Origin of the sequence: Pedobacter ginsengiterrae (genome assembly GCF_039537385.1) — a bacterium.
Lineage (GTDB): Bacteria > Bacteroidota > Bacteroidia > Sphingobacteriales > Sphingobacteriaceae > Pedobacter > Pedobacter ginsengiterrae.
This window is the reverse complement of record NZ_BAABAK010000015.1, coordinates 93,511-111,218: the sequence shown is the minus strand read 5'-3', so window position 1 is coordinate 111,218 and position 17,708 is coordinate 93,511. Positions and strand designations below refer to the sequence as shown.

The 17,708-nt window shown below is 40.4% G+C and carries 13 protein-coding genes and 1 pseudogene; 9 read left to right on the top strand and 5 right to left on the bottom strand.

The annotated features are described in order from the left end of the window. The first annotated feature begins 185 nt into the window (after positions 1–185). The 3 genes from ABD692_RS13545 to ABD692_RS13535 all read left to right on the top strand — a co-directional run bounded on the left by ABD692_RS13545 (position 186) and on the right by ABD692_RS13535 (position 3,329). The gene (locus ABD692_RS13545) at positions 186–1,157 is read left to right on the top strand and encodes an aldo/keto reductase (protein ID WP_344767819.1); all 972 of its coding nucleotides are present in this window, start codon (positions 186–188) and stop codon (positions 1,155–1,157) included. After that, complete coding sequence (locus ABD692_RS13540; protein ID WP_344767817.1) at positions 1,158–1,988, top strand: helix-turn-helix domain-containing protein; 831 nt, start codon at positions 1,158–1,160, stop codon at positions 1,986–1,988. Positions 1,989–2,360: 372 nt separating this feature from the next. Continuing rightward, on the top strand, positions 2,361–3,329 hold the full coding sequence (locus ABD692_RS13535; RefSeq protein WP_344767815.1) for an NAD(P)H-quinone oxidoreductase: 969 nt from the start codon (positions 2,361–2,363) through the stop codon (positions 3,327–3,329). A 144-nt stretch (positions 3,330–3,473) separates the two neighbouring features. On the opposite strand, the gene ABD692_RS13530 is transcribed toward ABD692_RS13535, so the two are convergent. Both ABD692_RS13530 and ABD692_RS13525 read right to left on the bottom strand, forming a co-directional pair. Next, complete coding sequence (locus tag ABD692_RS13530) at positions 3,474–4,292, bottom strand: zinc-binding alcohol dehydrogenase family protein (protein WP_344768482.1); 819 nt, start codon at positions 4,290–4,292, stop codon at positions 3,474–3,476. A 12-nt stretch (positions 4,293–4,304) separates the two neighbouring features. After that, complete coding sequence (locus ABD692_RS13525; RefSeq protein ID WP_344767813.1) at positions 4,305–4,484, bottom strand: hypothetical protein; 180 nt, start codon at positions 4,482–4,484, stop codon at positions 4,305–4,307. A gap of 222 nt (positions 4,485–4,706) precedes the next feature. Here ABD692_RS13525 and ABD692_RS20985 point away from each other — a divergent pair, with 222 nt between their 5' ends. From ABD692_RS20985 to ABD692_RS13515, 3 genes are all read left to right on the top strand, one after another. Next, positions 4,707–4,913 carry a thermonuclease family protein gene (locus tag ABD692_RS20985; RefSeq protein WP_425567347.1) on the top strand — a complete coding sequence of 69 codons (207 nt, stop codon included), beginning with the start codon at positions 4,707–4,709 and terminating at the stop codon, positions 4,911–4,913. 428 nt (positions 4,914–5,341) lie between these two features. Next, entirely contained in the window at positions 5,342–5,632 is a 291-nt protein-coding gene (locus ABD692_RS13520; RefSeq protein ID WP_316755490.1) for an ATP-binding protein, read from the top strand. Positions 5,633–5,752: 120 nt separating this feature from the next. Then, on the top strand, positions 5,753–6,124 hold the full coding sequence (locus ABD692_RS13515) for an ATP-binding protein (protein ID WP_316755492.1): 372 nt from the start codon (positions 5,753–5,755) through the stop codon (positions 6,122–6,124). A gap of 132 nt (positions 6,125–6,256) precedes the next feature. On the opposite strand, the gene ABD692_RS13510 is transcribed toward ABD692_RS13515, so the two are convergent. The 3 genes and pseudogenes from ABD692_RS13510 to ABD692_RS20980 form a co-directional block, all read right to left on the bottom strand. Continuing rightward, positions 6,257–7,954 (bottom strand): hypothetical protein, encoded by a 1,698-nt coding sequence (locus tag ABD692_RS13510; RefSeq protein WP_344767810.1) that lies wholly within the window; start codon positions 7,952–7,954, stop codon positions 6,257–6,259. 1,503 nt (positions 7,955–9,457) lie between these two features. Next, the gene (locus ABD692_RS13505; protein WP_344767808.1) at positions 9,458–9,967 is read right to left on the bottom strand and encodes a hypothetical protein; all 510 of its coding nucleotides are present in this window, start codon (positions 9,965–9,967) and stop codon (positions 9,458–9,460) included. 72 nt (positions 9,968–10,039) lie between these two features. After that, positions 10,040–10,243, bottom strand: a pseudogene (locus ABD692_RS20980) (lysozyme inhibitor LprI family protein); the annotation flags it as partial. A 1,118-nt stretch (positions 10,244–11,361) separates the two neighbouring features. On the opposite strand from ABD692_RS20980, the gene ABD692_RS13500 reads away from it, so the two are divergent. From ABD692_RS13500 to ABD692_RS13490, 3 genes are all read left to right on the top strand, one after another. After that, positions 11,362–13,188 (top strand): sodium:solute symporter family protein, encoded by a 1,827-nt coding sequence (locus ABD692_RS13500; RefSeq protein WP_316755534.1) that lies wholly within the window; start codon positions 11,362–11,364, stop codon positions 13,186–13,188. Between the two features lie 21 nt (positions 13,189–13,209). Then, positions 13,210–14,391, top strand: a complete 1,182-nt coding sequence (locus ABD692_RS13495; protein ID WP_344767805.1) for a glycoside hydrolase family 130 protein — start codon at positions 13,210–13,212, stop codon at positions 14,389–14,391. Between the two features lie 489 nt (positions 14,392–14,880). Continuing rightward, positions 14,881–17,706, top strand: a complete 2,826-nt coding sequence (locus ABD692_RS13490) for a SusC/RagA family TonB-linked outer membrane protein (RefSeq protein ID WP_344767803.1) — start codon at positions 14,881–14,883, stop codon at positions 17,704–17,706. Positions 17,707–17,708: the final 2 nt, after the last annotated feature.

Here is a 17,708-nt window from a genome sequence, read left to right as displayed (position 1 = left end):
TGAACTAAACAAACATCAATGAATATTTATTAAAAATTGTTCTTTCAGCTGATTATAAATGTTAGCTATTCACCCCCGCTGGCTTTGTTTGATATTTATTTAGCAACGCCCAAGTGAGCCGCACAAGCAAATTAATTGAGCTATCCAGACAATTTTATTTTCCTTGTAGACTGGATATTTGTGTTATGAGAAACATCAATCAAATTCAGTTAGGCCTAAATGGTCCTTTTGTATCCAGTCTTGGGCTGGGTTGCATGCGAATGTCCTCCATCTGGGGAGGAGTCACTCCAGATGAATCAGAGAGTATCGCTACGATTAACGAAGCTTTGGATCTTGGCATCAACTTTTTAAATACCGGTGATTTTTATGGTGCCGGCCACAACGAAATGCTTATCGGAAAAGCGATAAAAGGGAGACGGGATGATGCTTTTATTAGCGTCAAGTTTGGAGCGATTTTCCATAACGGTCAATGGTTGGGCCTTGATCTTAAGCCAAATTCAATCAAAAACTTTGTAAATTACTCACTTACCCGCCTTGGTATCGATACCATTGATCTCTATCAGCCTAGCCGGATGGATGGTAGCGTACCCCTGGAAGATATTATCGGAACCGTGGCTGAGCTGGTTAGCGAGGGTAAGGTCCGATACATCGGCGTATCAGAAATTACCGCTGAGCAGCTACGCATGGCCAACGATATTCATCCGATTAGTGCCCTTGAAATCGGGTATTCTCTAGCGGATAGGCAAATAGAAAATGAATTACTGCCAGCAGCCAGAGATTTGGGGATTGCCGTAGTCGCTTTTGCAAATACAGCGGAAGGTTTACTCAGCGGAGAACTAAGGGCACCTCTTAGCGATCAGGATTACCGTCAGCATTTCTCCAGATTTCAAGAAGCGAACCTGGTACATAATCTCCAAAAAGTTGAAATATTGAAAGATTTGGCATTCGCAAAAGGATTTACGCCTACACAGCTTGCGATCGCTTGGGTAAAACAGCAGGGCAAACAGATCATGCCTTTGGTAAGCATGAGTAAAAGATCGCGCCTGACTGAAAATATCGCAGCAATGGAAATTGAATTTAGCGAGGAAGAAATGAATACATTAAATACTACTTTTGCAATAGGGGCCATTAAAGGAGGTACCTATTTAGCGCGATAAATGGAAAGTCCAGCAGAAATTCTTCCCGGTGTAATCTTTTACTCTTATCTCTCTAGGCAACGGAGACAGAAAGCATGTTTTTGGAATCACCATACCCTAGTACTGCAGGTTTCCGGTGAATTCACACTGGAAACCTCTGAACAAAGCATTTCGATGGGAGCGGGAGAAATGCTACTAATTGGCAAAAACCAATTGGGTACCCTCACCAAGACGCCCGGCGAGAACGGGAGCTATGAGACCATTGTAATCTCACTTCAGGAAGACTTAATGCGTAAAATCGCCTTGGAAGAAAAAATTACCTCTGTTGGCAAATATATCGGAAGGCCAAACTTACTGATTCCCTCTAATGAATTTTTGCAGGGCTATTTTCAATCCATCGTTCCCTATGCAAGAAGTTCAGGAGCCAGCATGACTGATGAGATGGGTATACTGAAAGTAAAAGAAGGCATTAAACTATTACTCCTGGCGCTTCCCTCATTACGAAATTTCCTATTTGATTACGCAGAACCTTATAAAATTGATCTGGAAAAGTTCATGCTTAATAACTTTCAGTTTAATGTGCCTATAGAGAAATTCGCTCAGCTAACTGGCCGGAGCCTGGCGGGATTTAAGCGGGATTTTCAAAAAGCTTTTGATCTTCCACCTCGCCAATGGCTGCTATCCAAACGCTTAGATGCAGCAAAATTTTTGATTGAAAACAAGCATCAAAGACCTTCAGCTATCTATTTGGAGTTGGGCTTTGAAAGCCTTTCGCATTTTTCTCATTCCTTTAAAAAGAAGTACGGGTTAATTCCAAGTCATCTGACTAAGCGTATCGTCCGCCCAGAGTAAGATTATCAGGTCAGTAAAAGGAGAATTATTGCCATAATAGCATTTGATTTTTTATAGAGATTAATATTTTCTGGTGGCATCGCAAATCGCTGCAAAACTGTTGAGGTCAGACAAAGAGATTTTCGAAAAATACCTCGTCTGGAGATCAAAGATTTTCAAACTTGATAAATAACATAAATGGTGCCTTTAACATTGGTCACTATCAATGGCGTTAAAAATGCAGAAAGCCACCTAAGGGCTGGTCCATTCTGAAGTGGTAATGGATGCACTTTTCGATATATAAACAGGAATGAATTAAAAAGTGCTTACTATTTGGTATACGGTTTGTTATTATTCTCCAATCACTGGGGACCAATCTATAGAAAATAAATAATGAAAGCAGTTCAAATCACTGGCCAGCAAAGTCAACAGGAATTACAGTTGATGGATTATCCTGACCCATCTCCATCTGATCAGCAGGTCAAGATAGACGTTAAAGCCTCCGGGGTGAATAGAGCCGACCTAGCGCAGCGGAAAGGGAAATATCCGCCTCCTCCGGGCGTGCCGGAAGATATTCCCGGACTTGAGGTGGCAGGCATCGTGATGGAATGCGGAAAGCAGGTCGCCAGGTGGAAGAAAGGAGATCAGGTATGTGCACTGCTCGCTGGCGGGGGATACGCAGAGCAGGTGGTGGTAGAGGAAGGGCAATGTCTTCCAATCCCTAAGCGGCTATCCTTCGCCCAGGCGGCTAGCCTGCCTGAGGCTATATTTACCGTATGGTCAAATGTTTTTCAAAGAGGAGCATTAAAAAAGGGCGAACACATTTTAATCCATGGCGGTAGTAGTGGTATTGGCATTACCGCTATTCAACTGGCAAAAGCATTTGGCGCAAAGGTTTTCGTAACGGTTGGCTCTATGGAAAAAGCCAAAGCATGTATCTCGCTGGGCGCGGATGTTGCGGTCAACTACAAAACCGAAAATTTTGAAGACTTGCTTATCCATCAAGGTGTAGATGTGGTGCTGGATATGATTGGCGGGAGTTATTTACAACGCAATATCTCCATCATGCGTCCCGAGGGCCGAATTGTTTATATTAATGCGATGGAGGGAAATACTGCTGAAATAAACATTGCCCAGGTGATGCAAAAGCGGTTAACCATAACAGGTAGTACGCTCAGGGCAAGAGAATATGCTTTCAAAAAACAGCTTGCAGCAGAAATTCAGGATCAGGTGTGGCCATTGCTGGAAAGCGGTAGTTTTACACCCCAGGTTTATAAAACCTTCTCATTCGAGGAGGCTATGCTCGCGCATGAGCTGATGGAATCCAGTGAACATATCGGGAAAATTGTTTTGGTGCGTTAGTGGGACAGGATGCATTAAACGAATAATAGTAAAATTTTATCATTAGAAATCCAAAACAGCCTTATTGAGGAAAGCTGTTTTGGTTTACAAAGAGGCTTGAGATATGGGACTCATTTACAACATCAGCCTCACCTTGCTTTTGAATTAGTATTCAATTACGATTTTACCGATGGTTTTACCACTTTCCAATAATGCATGTGCCTGTTTTAGATTTTCGGTGCTAAAACCGGTGAGGTGCTCTTTGATTGTGGAAGTGATTGTTCCATTTTCGAATAACGTTGCAGCCTCACTTAAGATGTGGTGCTGACGAATCATATCTTCTGTTTGAAACATGGACCTTGTAAACATCAGCTCCCAGTGAAAACTTACGCTTTTCCCTTTCAATTGCCTCAAGTTCACGTTTTCTACTGGATCACTAATTGAGCCGATATGACCTTGCGGTTTGATTAGTGCAACCATGGCATCCCAGTACTGGTTGACATCCACAAAATCAACAATGAAGTCTACCTGATTGAATCCCGCCTGTTGTACCTCCTGCACAAGATTTTGATGGTCTACTACAAAATCTGCGCCTTGCCTTTTGCACCATTCTACGCTTTCCGGCCGGGATGCGGTAGCGATGACCTTTAATCCGGCAACCTTCTTTGCAATTTGAATCGCGATCGATCCCACCCCACCTGCGCCGCCGATAATGAGCAATGATTTTTCTTTGTCGCTTTCATTAATCCGGATGCGGTCAAACAAAATCTCCCAGGCGGTGAGTAGGGTCAAAGGCATGGCAGCAGCTTGTGCAGGAGTAAGGTTCTCAGGTTTCCTTCCCACGATGCGCTCATCTACCAATTGGTATTCAGAATTACTGCCGCTTTTATTGATGTCCCCCGCATAATAAACCATATCCCCTTTTTGAAATAAGCTTACCTCAGGGCCTGTCTCTTCAACCTCACCCACAGCATCCCAGCCAATTACTTTTGGCTGCTACAGCACCTTTTCTTTTGCGCTATTTTGACGAACCTTATAATCCACCGGATTGACGCTGATTGCGATAATTCTTACCAAAAGATCTCTGCCCTTTGCCTTTGGCTTCTCTGCCTGGAAAGTGATAAAGCTTTCTTCTTCGATAATTGGTAACGATTTTTTAAATCCTATTGCTTTCATTCAATATATCTTTGATTTTGTATTAATGAGGCTTGTAAAGTAGCCCTTCCCTTAAATATTTAAGTTCAGAAATATCTTACTAATTTAAAGCTCTTAAGGAAGAATTTTCATAACGGGGCTGTCATTTTAAAACTAGGGTAAGCTATGTGTTTGGATTTTGGACTTGTAGATTTCTTATATTTAGGCCTTTTCAAAACTAGGGTTTAAACTTCTGGGCTCAATATCGCTGTTATAATTAACGATAAAACAGTTGATAATCAGGAAATGGTTAAGCTGGGCATGGCCTGGCATTTTAAAAGGTACTCTAGCGATTCACTGTATGCAAAATTGGAAAATATCGCGAGGAAAAAGAAGGTGGGTTTATGGCAAGATAGCACTGCAATAGCACGATGGGATTGGCGGGGAACGAAACGTGCTTTGGTGAAGTAGGTATATTAAATCAACCATCAATCTGTTCCGGCGAATCCAGAATAAGCCTTATTTAAACAACTTTCTGATTAACAATTGCTTGCAAACAAAATTACGGCTAAGTAACTATCCAAAATGACTATTATTGGGCTCAAATGTTATCACTGAAATTTACGAAATGAATTTGCTTGACACAAGAAAAATCATTAAGCTATAATAAGCTATAGAGTATTAAGAAAGCCGAAAAAACTAATTTTTGTAAACCAGAGTTATTAAATCGCCATGAGTAACGAAGCTTTATTAAAACAAAAACTATCTATCAACAGCCAAAGTAACTCATTTTATATAAGTTTTGGCTGAAGATATTTTTTTATCCGCAGCCAAAACACTAAATTTTAACAATGTTTTGGCTGCAGATAAAATTGTTCTAATCTCTTGGAAGAAGAAATATGGAATTGCTCATCGGAAGAATAGCGGAAAAGAAAATATTGTCAGAGGCGCTTGCTTCGTCCTCATTAGAGCTCTTAGCAGTCTTTGGCAGGAGAAGAGTCGGAAAAACTTTCTTGATCCGATCGGTCTTCCGGAAACAGCTCATTTTTGAACTGTCGGGCGTTCACGATGCGAATGCTAGCGAGCAATTACTCAATTTCAGCAAGGCTATCGCAGATGCATTAGGCTCAGGATTAACTCCTGCAGCTCCTATACTTAAAAAAAGAAAAGCTGTAATTTTCCTTGACTAGTTCCCTTGGTTAAGCTCGCATAAATCAGGCTTTCTTTCTGCATTCGAATATTTCTGGAACCAATGGGCCTCACAGCAGCCGAACCTGATTGTTGCTATCTGTGGATCTGCGGCCACTTGGATGATCAAAAAAGTTGTCAACAGTAAAGGAGGCCTGCACAATCGTTTAACGCGTAAAATCCGTTTGTTACCTTTCACATTGCACGAGACAGAACAGTACCTAAAAAGCAATAATATCCATATGGACCGTTACCAGATGCTGAACATTTTTATGGCAATGGGCGGTGTGCCACATTATCTAAAAGAACTCAAAAAAGGGGAAAGTGCTAACCAGGCCATTGACAGGCTTTGCTTCACCAAGGATGGCCTTCTTTCAACAGAATTCGCAAACCTTTACCGCTCTCTGTTCGAAAACGCAGACAGGCACATTTCCGTAGTCAAAGCACTCGCGGTCATTAGGGCCTTTACACTAATTACAATCTTACTTATTTGATTTATGATGATATTGGTTCTTCAGATTTTATCGACGCACCTTTTCCTAGAGAATTATAAGGCAAAATCTCGCTGTTGAAATAATTTATTTTCTGTTCTGATTTTTTTTCTCCACCGTTTAAACTTAGAAGACTTAACTGGCTGATGACTTTTTACCCACATGTTGAACTAATAAATTGGCCCATTTCCCGTAAACCTTTTCTCTCTGTTTCACTATAAGCATAAGATTTTCCACACCATATTGCAAAACTACTATTTGATAGATCCGCTCTAATGTTTCTTCAAGCTTAGCAGGATGATCCATTTTCAGCCTCCTATCACGGTCACTATCGATTTTGGTAATAAGCCTTTTCATAAAGGCTTCCGCCGAATATTGGATTAACTGCTTTGTGTACAAAGCGATACTATCATAATCCGCATGTTCATCCAAATATGCTAATAGTCCTTTAAAATCCCCTTCCAAATTTCGCAGCGCGAGCGAAAAATCTGCAGCATCTTTATAAAACCCTGCAAGCTGTCTTGCATTTGCCAAAACTTGATTTCTCCATTTTTTAAATTGGGCATCAAGGTCAATACGGGAAAGAACAAAGGTATAATTGTCAAAATTAGGCTTGTATAGCAGCTCCCTTGAAAGAACTCCAACAAGCTTCTTGTCATCTTTGGTTTGGGTATAAATCTGTTTCAATCTTACCACATAATCCCTATCGTAAATAGAATCGGTGTTTTGATTAATTTGCTCAATACAGTAAGTTTCAGCAGTACTCAAATCTCCAAGCTCGATTAGAGAATCTATTAATTTAATGTTATACGCAATAGCATGCCTGATCGGCTGGAATATATCCTTGTATTCAGTAAAGTTTTTATTGATTACTACCATGTGCAGCAGCAACTGCAATAATTCTTTCGAGTCCTCGACTCTTTCATCTTTTCTAGCCTGATAAATTTCTGCTATAATCCCTGTTATCTTAGAGCGCATCTGGTCTGAGCTGGAATTAAATATATGCACGAATATATTCGTGTATTCCCGTCGAATCCCGGCATAACCATCAAGAAAAAATTCTTTCGAAAAATAGGATAGGCATTTAGTGGAAGTCTCATCATCGCGAATATTTAATAAAACCTCTTCTATCTGAGTTAAGATTTGCTTGAAATAAGTCTCAAACCTTTTACTGCTTGTGAGTATTCTATATTTGTATTCAATCACAGTAGCAATTAGGGCATGAACCTGCTTAAAATAATCTTCATTAGCTGGCTCAGCAAAATAGTGATCCAAAATCGGCTTATGAAGTTCCATCCACAGATCGACGATCTTTTTCACCTCAAAAACTTCGGCTTTTCGTCTTTTACTAATCACTGCCCTTACCGCATCATGGGTTAGCGCAATAATCTCCTCTGGTGTATAATTCTTGGATTTATCAGAGAATTCATTCATGAAAGCAATACTCAGATCCTTGTTTTTTTTCAACGTCTTTAGAACCCATTCTTTGATTTTTTCGGGATCAGCTTGCTCTATGGCGTGGTTTACAGGGTCAATCTTTTTGCTGACCGTGACCTTAGCGGCTGGCTTCATCCCTTTGGCAATAAAAGCCAAGAGTGCAATCTTATGATGGCAAAATGAGAGATTACTTTTGCATTCACAATTAGCGATGATCACGGCGCCTTTTTCTAACTGTAAGCTCACGTCATAACTTTTATCAAGTTCATCAACGTACGCCTCGAAATCTCCAGCCTTAACCTCATCACACTCTCTGACTGTGCAGCGCTGTGATTTTTTGATCAGCTCACTATCTAGTTTAGTCTTAAAATTCTTGCTGGTAATTTCGTCTTTCATTGTTCAAATTAGAATACTCAAAAATAGGTTTTTCACCCGATTATCTTAAGTATTATAGTTTATACACAAAGCAAAACGACTTCCTTAGCTTAAACTTAAGTAGATCTTCAAAGTTTAGTTTAGAATCTTAAGGAAGTTTAGCTTAACCAAAATTATTATGTTTCCCTGATTTAAGATAACCAAGTTGACGGTTTGGTATTATTGTTTCGGCGATTTTGAACAGCGAGATGTTTTGGTGAGGTTGACCATATATCCAATAAAGAGGATCATATTTTTCCTAGCCTTGCTTACCAAGGGCAGCATAGGGTTATTTGTAAACAAGGGATCACCTGGTCTAAAGTTTAATGGATTATAAAAAAAACATGTGACATCATTTTCCCGCTCAAGAACGTGATTCTTATAATACGAGACAAGTAAAGCTTGTGAAAGAAATTTAATCTTCCGTTATTCTCTAATAAAATTAGAAGAATAAAAGCTTGAATCAGAAAACGACCATTTATCTATAAATCAAAAAAAACTGGTAAGTTCGGAATCTGCCCACAATTATATTATCTATCGTTAAAATGTGAATTTTTGATAGGTCCTAAGATTCGCTTTTTTTTTTGTCTAAAAAAACGAAGATGTTTAGGTTTTAACAAATGCCGTATTAATGCCAATACAACAACTGGTCACTTTACTTTCAACATTTTCGCTCCATAGACTGAGTTTGAAATAAAAATTAGTTCGTAAAAAACTAAGGCAGGATTGAGATCAGCCAGGGCAAGAATAAGAAAAGGAGGCAAGCCTGCTGGATATATCCAAAACACGGTTGCAAAAATTAAAGTGGTTAAAATTCTTTATGACATTGCTGATCACCAGTCTGAGCAAAAGATTGCATAGAGTCTTTATGTAAGTTGCGCAACTGGCTAAAGGTATCTAAAAGTTTCTGATAAAATAACTTATGCTACAGGCAAATAGACTATAAAATAATATAGGTCAACGAGCTGTTGACTGATTGCCAACAAAATTCAAGGACATTTAGAGGTCTTATGTTTAGTTCCCCATTTTCTCTAAATTTGCAACCCAATATTGCAGAATTTAAAATAATCATACAGTAATAGAAGATTTCATATCGGATATATCCATCTTTAAGTATCAAATTATTAACTAATGTCGTTATTTTTCAACTTAAATAGTACTATTACTTTTGGATCCTCTATTTCCCGGATATCATGATCTTGTTAAAATAATTGATGTAATTAAAATACCTGTTGACCGACGCGTCTAATCTAAAATCTATTTTATCACAGTGTATTTTTTACGCTAAATAAAAAAAATATTTCCCCTTGAACTTGAACTTAATGGTGAAAATCACTGGGTTCTTTTAGTAAACATTAACCCAAGGTTCGCCAGGTTCAACCACACCATATTTTACAGGCGATTTTAATGAAAATACATTTAAGCCAGGTTTTGAAAAGCAGCAATGGATAATTTACATAGATATGCTAGAAAACATCTCTCATCTTATTTGCAGTAGTAAGCTTCGAAGTGCCCTTTAAAATCAATATTCTGTTCCGGCCATTTCACATTAACTTGACCGCTCACCCTATCCCCTGTGATGGAACTGATGGTGATAATGGTTTGTTCTGAAGAGAATAATGAACCATTCTGACCGCTTGGATCGCCCGGATCATTAACTAAGATATATGTATCATTGCCCGAAAAAGTGCCTGTCTTTCTGGGCACCGTCAGGCGTATCGAAAAATCACTCAATGGTGAACTACAGGTTTTGGATCCATCTCCTGTCATGTATATACTGAACAAGTCTTCGGGGCGGTAGTTGTTCATGCCAAATTTTGTGTAGCGCTCCAGTATGACTTTTGCCGTAAAAGGCGATCCGTATAACTTACCTGTAACAACCGGCGGTAGATCTATGTCAGGTTGGGGTTGATCTTCCTTTTTCTTACAGCAAGTGAATATGATGATCAGTAAGATTAAACTAAAGAATCGTTTTAGGAGCTGATAAAAAGTCATTGTTAGTGGGTTGGGTAAAAGTATATTGAATTGGTAGGATTAATAAATGCATCATTGAAATACCAGAATGTACTATGATTTCATCCTGACCGAGCCCAGACAAACTTCACCTTCTTGGATTCCGATAATCCATATATTTAAAAATTTAATCCGGTCTTTAGTCAGCGTTTCTAGGTATATCGATTCGCACATGGGTGCCACCGAAGCATAGGTTCCACGGTTAGGGTATTTTGCGGCCAGTTCTGAATCACGAAGTTGGATCCAAAGCCGCTGAGCATTCCTGAATTTTTACTGAAAATTGTTTCCCTGGAATAGCTTTTAAGGATCTTTTGGTATACGACATTTAGTTCCGCATCTGCCCTTTTAAAGTCTGAATAGGCCTTATTCATGGCGGTTTGAGACTGTGCAAAATTCGGAGCGATAAAGAGCATAATCATGACGAGAAAAGCCAATAGGAAAATCTGGGATTGGTACAGCTTTTTCATGGGTTTGATTATGGGTATTTGCAATCTAAACCATTGAAAGATTCTTTTGTTTTAGCAACTTGTTCACCATGCCCCGACACATCAAACATTCGGCCCGTTCTCGCCAATTTACAAATATAAAGCCGATCAAAAACTTACAGCAAATCTATTGCTGGTGGAGTCGGGGGCATTTATCCAGGTTTATCCATCACCTCCGATATTTTAAATTAAGGAAGTCATCCATTTTCAATGATACATCCGATTGTAAGCAAAAATAATCCTGGCAGTTGTGAGTTTCCCAATCTTCTGAACGAGGTTTATACTCAACTCTAGAAGCAGCCGAGTTGAACAACGGATTTCTGCCTGTGAACTCTGGAAATTTGAATGCAAGGCGAATAGAAATCCGCGGTCATTAAAATATGGTAAAATAAAATTGTACACTTCTCAAACGTTCATCTGCAAAACCACCAAGTCGCCTTTCCGGCTCTGTGTTGAGAAAAGGCGATTCAATGAAAAGGATGATAACAGGTAATAACAAAATCTCTCAGGCATACTCCAGCCAATAGATAATTTTGGTAAAATACTATCGACGATATTCACATTCCCCACCAACATTTTATTTACTTTATCAAAATCCTATCAGCCAATTATATCTCGAGAATAGGAGTTTATGCATGATATACATGTTTATTTCTTTACCGTAAAGCTAGCGTATGCTTTTAAAATACAAACATTGGATAAAATAGTATTAACATTTCATTCTTTTCAGGGCTACTTTTGATACATAAAAAAGCTGCGAATCTTATATTCGTTATACACTAACCAAACATCATATGAGCCATACTCCCATTTTAATTGAGGACGTTTACCACCTCGAATTTTCAGTATCAAACCCTTATTCATTAAGCAAACAAGCGATAAACGATTAAGATGAAGCTACACCTACTCGATATTTTAATCTTGGTCTTTTATTTAATTATGATGGTCTTTATTGGCTGGTATTACCGCAATAAAGCCCGTTTAAATAAAGAAAGCTACCTGATGGGCGGCAAAAAATTGCCTTGGTATATGCTCGGCTTAAGTGATGCTTCAGACATGTTCGATATCAGCGGAACAATGTGGATGGTGTCGCTTTGCTTTGTTTATGGACTCAAGAGCATCTGGATTCCGTGGCTATGGCCTGTTTTCAATCAGGTTTTCAACATGATGTTTCTTGCCAAATGGCTAAGACGATCAAATGCTGATACTGGTGCGGAATGGTTAGCCACACGTTTTGGCCTAAAGGGCCGGGGTGTAAAGGCGTCCCATAACGTGACCGTCGTTTTCGCCCTAATCGGTTGCCTGGGATTTTTAGCATACGGTTTCATTGGTCTTGGCAAATTCGTCGAAATTTTCATACCCTGGAACATCGTGGAGCCATACGTACCTTTTAGCGTCAGCGCACAATATGTTCCCCATTTTTATGGTATCCTGTTCACCTTATTTGCAACCTTTTATTCCATACTCGGGGGAATGCATAGTATTGTATTGGGAGATGTTATCAAATACATCATCATGACCATAGGCTGTATTGCCATTGGTTATATAGCCTTTACTCACCTGCAGAGCCAGTCCATCCAGACCCCAAAAGGTTGGGCCAACCCATTTTTTGGATGGAAACTCGAGCTGGACTGGTCGAATATAGTCTCTGATGCCAATAAAAAGATTGCCGATGATGGTTACGGTTTATTTGGCTTATTTTTTATGATGATGCTATTTAAAGGCGTCTTTGCAAGTCTGGCAGGCCCCGCACCAAATTACGACATGCAAAAAGTACTCTCGACCAGCTCCCCGAAAGATGCCTCGAAAATGACAGGTTTTGTTTCTATAATACTTTTACCCGTCCGATATACTATGGTCATCGGGCTTACGGTTCTAGCACTTTTATATTATAAACAACTCGATTTAAGTTCTCCAACAGGAACTGATTTTGAGCGCATACTACCAGCAGCCATCAATTCATTTTTGCCGGTAGGGGTATTGGGTATCGTACTTACAGGTCTTATGGGTGCATTTATGGGCACTTTTTCAGGAACTTTAAATGCCGCTCAAGCTTACATCGTAAACGACATTTATCTTAAATACGTAAAGCCTGAAGCTTCTACTAAGCAAATCATGACCATGAATTATTTAACCGGGCTAGTGGTGGTTGTGGTGGGAGTCTTTCTGGGTTTTTTTGCCAGAGATGTCAACAGCATTTTACAATGGATAGTTTCAGGTCTATATGGGGGCTATATTGCCGCGAATATGCTAAAATGGTATTGGTGGAGATTCAACGCGAACGGCTTTTTCTGGGGCATGCTTGCAGGGATCGCTGGAGCTTTGGTCTTCTCTCACTTCTTTAGTGGTATTGAATTCCTTTATTATTTCCCGGTACTGTTCGTCATTTCCATCATCGGCGCTCTGGTGGGAACCTATAGCGCTCCTCCAACAGATGAGCAGGTTCTAAAAAGCTTTTATCGGACCGTTAGGCCTTGGGGGTTCTGGAAGCCTGTTCATGAACTGGTGGTAGCAGAAAGCCCTGAGTTTAAAGCAAACAAGCGCTTCAAACTTGACATGTTCAACGTAGCGCTGGGGATTCTAGCCCAACTTTGCCTGACGGTGCTACCGATGTATTTTATCCTTTGGATGAAAACGCCATTAATCATCACCATTGTACTTATTGCCATAATTGGGCTGATATTAAAACGCACCTGGTGGAATAAATTAGAAAATTAGATTTTTAGACTTTAACATAAAATGAATTTTAACAGCAGACTGGAAAAAATAATAGCGCAATATGAATCGCTCATCGGTCAAAAAAACGAAGCAATAGATTATACTAATGGGATTTTTCAGCGTTACGTAAATCCCGTGCTTACCGCCGGCCACGCGCCTTATAAATGGAAGTATGATTTGGATGAGAATAGTAACCCTTGTTTAATGGAACGAATCGGCATCAACGCAGTTTTCAACTCCGCGGCGATCAAATTTGGAGGTAAATACGTGCTGATGGCAAGAGTGGAAGGGAGTGATCGGAAATCTTTTTTTGCTATTGCCCAAAGTGATAACGGCATCGATAACTTCAGGTTTTGGGATAAGCCAGCCATCATACCACACCTTGAAGGCGAAACGAATCTCTATGACATGCGCCTTGTTCAGCACGAAGATGGTTGGATTTATGGTGTGTTTTGTACCGAAAGCCGTGATGCTTCGGCTCCTGATGCAGATCAATCTTCTGCAATTGCGCAATGCGGCATCGTTCGCACCAAGGACCTTATTCATTGGGATAGATTAGCGGATTTCAAAACCCATTCCGCCCAGCAGCGAAATGTCGTTTTGCATCCAGAATTTGTGGATGGTAAATATGCATTCTACACCCGCCCCCAGGATAGCTTCATTGAGGCAGGCAAAGGTGGAGGCATTGCATTTGGACTTGCTGATGATATAGAGCATGCCAGCGTAGATGTGGAAACTGTCATCGATAAACGAATATACCATACAATTTACGAGGCGAAAAATGGCCTGGGTCCCGCTCCGATAAAAACCGAAAAAGGGTGGTTGCAGATGGCGCATGGCGTACGAAATACTGCCGCCGGTCTTCGTTATGTTTTGTATTTATTTTTGAGTGATGCAAATGATCTCACAAAAGTCACTCACAAACCTGCAGGTTATTTTCTCTCCCCAGAGGGCGAGGAGCGGGTGGGCGACGTATCAAACGTTGTCTTTTGCAACGGCTGGATAGCAGACGGGGACGGACAGGTGTTTATTTACTATGCTTCCTCTGATACCAGAATGCATGTGGCTACATCAAGTATAGATAGGTTGTTGGATTACACTATGAATAGCCCACAGGATGGATTCACCAGCGCTGCTTCAGTACAGGAAATATGTAAGCTGGTTGAAAAAAATCAACAATTGGAACTCATAGAAAAGCGCTAAGAGATTCTGTTAACATACAAATTCGCAATTAATGCATTAGGATAGGTTAAAATACTATCAGTTTTGGGTTAAATGAAAGAATTTTTTTGAAGGTAGTAGGTTGAAGTGAATTTTTAATTGGTTTAGCCCTTGGAGGGCCCGTAGTAATATGGGTCCTTTTTTTGCCTTTTTAGCAGCCTGCAACTTTAGACAACAGGCAATAAAAGCCATATCTAAATAAATGAAAGATAATCATCGACTTTAGGCACATCGGCAGCTAACAGAAGATTCAATTTACCATAATCATTCAATAAACTATCGCGCTACAAATTCTCCTTAAAAAAATTTTGAACAAGCAGAACAATAACGTACAAATTCATTTGGTTTTAAAGATTATCTATACGAATTATACCACATTTTGTTAAAATACCATTAATTAACGGGCAATTTCTTAACTAATATTGCCTATACAATTTGCACCCTGCAAATCAACTAACCAAAATAATCTTTATGAAAAGTTTTTTACACACAACAGCGGTGTGCCTAACCTTTTTACTGGCCTTCACTTATCAGCTCTTTGCCCAGCAAAGAAATGTGACAGGCGTAGTCAGCGACGATAGCGGCCAACCCTTGCCTGGTGTTTCGGTGATGATAAAAGGTACCCAGCAAGGCACCTCCACTAATGGCGAAGGGCAATATTCCTTAAATGTATCTTCATCTTCTGCAATCCTGATTTTTAGGGCAGTTGGTTACGCAACCCGTGAGCTCGAAGCGAGAAGTTCAACAATCAACCTTTCATTAAAATCGACTACCGGCGATTTAGATGAAGTTGTAGTAAAAGGATTTGGAACCCAACAGAAAAAAATTACAGTAACGGGTTCGGTCTCTACCATTGGTGGCAAAGAACTCATATCTACCTCGGTATCCAATATATCCAATATGCTTGTCGGTAATGCTCCGGGTGTGTCAGGGTTACAGCAAAGTGGAGAGCCTGGTCGCAATAATGCAGCCATTACCATCCGAGGGGTATCCACCTATGCCGGGTCAACTGATCCACTTATCGTTATCGACGGGGTGCCAGAGCCGCCTGAGCAAACCTACTCGAGGTTGAACTCTATGGATGCCAATGAAATTGAAAGTATCAATATTCTCAAAGATGCATCTTCCACTGCAGTTTATGGCGTGAGGGGTGCGAACGGTGTTATTATCGTGACCACAAAAAGAGGTAAACTTGGCAAGCCTGTTTTAAGCGCATCAACGAATTTCGGTTTCACAACAGCAGCCAATTTGCCAAAGAACGTAAGCTCTTATGACTTTGCTCTAATGCGTAATGAGGCCATTCGTACCGAGCAGAGCACCTATGGCGTATCTGCTTTTAATGATTACCTTTTCGATAGCAGCGATCTGTGGAAATTCGCGAACAACCGGGATTATACCCCGGCTGAAGTAGCTAATTATCCAGGCCTCACCAGCACTCAAAGGGATGCATTGAATGCCAGTCCTGCACTATATTATTCAAGCCGCGATCTCTTTAAAGACCAGTTTGGTGGCAAAGGCCCACAGCAACAATTTAACTTAAACATCGCTGGTGGTACTGAAAAAGTAAAATATTATACCTCACTAGGTTATTTTTCCCAAGGCTCCATACTTCAGAATACAGATTATTATGGCGCCAATACCAAATCAACCTATGACCGCTATAACTTCCTGTCCAACTTTGATATAAACGCGGTGAAAAACCTGGCCATCTCGGTTAATCTATCCGGGCAGTTCGGCACCATCGTTGGACCTGGCATCGACGGGGGCACTTCGCTCAATGACCGCTACAAGATCATTATGCAATACCTTTATGACACCAACGCAATGATGGCGCCAGGTATTATAGATAATAAACTCATCAACAGTATTGCCGGTAATCCAGGTACGGCATCCAACCCACTGGGTCGTAAAATCGGAAGTTTACTGGGTAACCAGAACTCTATCAGGAACTTACTTGCCAGCGGAACAGAAACAACATATGATTCGAGATTAACCGGACGTATCGGGGCTAAATACACCATGGACTATTTAACTAAAGGTCTATCCCTTCGGGCTAATGTGAATTATGAAAATAATTACTCAAAAGCAACAACTTACCGCGTAACTCTTCCAGAGTTTTCTGTCCGCCGAAATCCCATTGATCCAAATATCCTGGATTTTTTTGGTGGGGAGCGTACCTCCTCAGGTACGTTTAATCCTAACCCCAATCATAATAGTGTGAACCGTACTTTTTACGTGGATGCAGGAATTGACTATGCACGTACTTTTGGTAATCATAGCGTTACGGCCCTTGTTCTTGCGAATGCACAAAAGTATTATCTGCCTATAGATAATTTTAATACCCCATCAGGAAATATGGGACTTGTGGGCAATGTCGCCTATAACTACAAAGAGCGTTATCTGGCTGAAATCAGCGTTGGATATAACGGCACCGAACAGTTCGCTGAAGATAAAAGGTTTGGCCTTTTTCCTGCATATTCACTGGGATGGGTCGCTTCAAACGAATCCTTTTTTCCTAAAAATGACTGGATAACTTTCTTGAAATTCCGGGGGTCATATGGACTGAGCGGGTATGATAAAATTGGTGGCGACCGCTATGTGTATCTTCCCAGTACTTTTGTGATTAATCAGCCAGGGTATTATTTTGGCAACGGTGACGGATCAACCCCAAATACGCTAACCACAGGAACAAATGAAAGTAAACTTGGTAATCCGTCGGTAACCTGGGAAGAAGAAACCAAAAGAAATTTAGGCCTGGAGGCGAAATTTTTCAAAAATAAACTGTCCTTAATCATTGAAGGCTTCAAAAATGACCGGACTAATATTTTCACCCAGCCTGGTACCATCCCGGCAAGTTATGGGGTGGCAGTAGCGAATGTGCCAAGAGCAAACTTGGGCATCATGAATAACAAAGGTTATGAGGTAAGCTTAGGCTGGTCAGAAACCAGGGGACAGGTTGGCTATAACATCAACGCTTACCTGAGTTATGCCAAAAATAAAATCGTTTACAATGCAGAGGCGCTCAACCCATACCCTTGGATGAATACCTCAGGTTATAGTTTTGGTCAGTACAAAGGCTTTGTATCTGATGGTTTTTACAATACCCCGGCAGAGCTTAACAACCGTCCTGTATTAACTTATAATGGTAACCAGGCTGCCCTTGGAGATATCCGCTATAAAGACATCAATGGTGATGGTCTAATAGATGCATCAGATCGGGTGCCAATAGGTTATACCAACCGGGCATTGTATGATTTTAGTTTAAAAAGGGCATCAATTATAAGGGCTTTGATTTAAAC

What these genes read in the sequence shown, in the direction of transcription:
- ABD692_RS13525 (WP_344767813.1), bottom strand. Translation starts at nt 4,484, where the DNA reads ATGAAAGCAATAGGATTTAAAAAATCGTTACCAATTATCGAAGAAGAA.
- ABD692_RS13535 (WP_344767815.1), top strand. Translation starts at nt 2,361, where the DNA reads ATGAAAGCAGTTCAAATCACTGGCCAGCAAAGTCAACAGGAATTACAG.
- ABD692_RS13495 (WP_344767805.1), top strand. Translation starts at nt 13,210, where the DNA reads ATGAATTTTAACAGCAGACTGGAAAAAATAATAGCGCAATATGAATCG.
- ABD692_RS13540 (WP_344767817.1), top strand. Translation starts at nt 1,158, where the DNA reads ATGGAAAGTCCAGCAGAAATTCTTCCCGGTGTAATCTTTTACTCTTAT.
- ABD692_RS13500 (WP_316755534.1), top strand. Translation starts at nt 11,362, where the DNA reads ATGAAGCTACACCTACTCGATATTTTAATCTTGGTCTTTTATTTAATT.
- ABD692_RS13520 (WP_316755490.1), top strand. Translation starts at nt 5,342, where the DNA reads ATGGAATTGCTCATCGGAAGAATAGCGGAAAAGAAAATATTGTCAGAG.
- ABD692_RS13545 (WP_344767819.1), top strand. Translation starts at nt 186, where the DNA reads ATGAGAAACATCAATCAAATTCAGTTAGGCCTAAATGGTCCTTTTGTA.
- ABD692_RS13510 (WP_344767810.1), bottom strand. Translation starts at nt 7,954, where the DNA reads ATGAAAGACGAAATTACCAGCAAGAATTTTAAGACTAAACTAGATAGT.
- ABD692_RS13515 (WP_316755492.1), top strand. Translation starts at nt 5,753, where the DNA reads ATGATCAAAAAAGTTGTCAACAGTAAAGGAGGCCTGCACAATCGTTTA.
- ABD692_RS13505 (WP_344767808.1), bottom strand. Translation starts at nt 9,967, where the DNA reads ATGACTTTTTATCAGCTCCTAAAACGATTCTTTAGTTTAATCTTACTG.
- ABD692_RS13490 (WP_344767803.1), top strand. Translation starts at nt 14,881, where the DNA reads ATGAAAAGTTTTTTACACACAACAGCGGTGTGCCTAACCTTTTTACTG.